Annotated in this window: 1 protein-coding gene; it reads left to right on the top strand. The window is 62.5% G+C overall.

Going from position 1 to position 251, the window contains the following annotated elements:
• Window positions 1-27: 27 nt before the first annotated feature.
• On the top strand, window positions 28-251 hold a 224-nt coding region (locus tag SB752_RS32965), incomplete at its 3' end, for a CoA transferase (RefSeq protein ID WP_410719590.1).

The following is a 251-nucleotide window of genomic DNA, read 5'->3' as shown; positions in this document are numbered from 1 at the left end:
CTGTGCCAGTTACTGGGGCAGACGGCCTTGCTGGATGACCCGACACTCGCCAGCAATAACGACCGTGTGTTGCAACGGCCGCGCTTGCTCGCGCACCTGGCCGAGGTATTCGCACCGCTGAACGCCGGGCAATTGGCATTGCAGCTGGAAGCCAATGGCATTCCCTTCGCCCCCATCCGCCGCCCGGAAGAATTGTTCGATGACCCGCACCTGCAACAGAGCGGCGGCATGGCCGACTTGCAACTGGAAGA

The organism is Brevibacillus sp. SIMBA_040, from assembly GCF_046535075.1.
Lineage (GTDB): Bacteria > Bacillota > Bacilli > Brevibacillales > Brevibacillaceae > Brevibacillus.
This window is presented reverse-complemented; position numbering and strand designations above follow the sequence as displayed.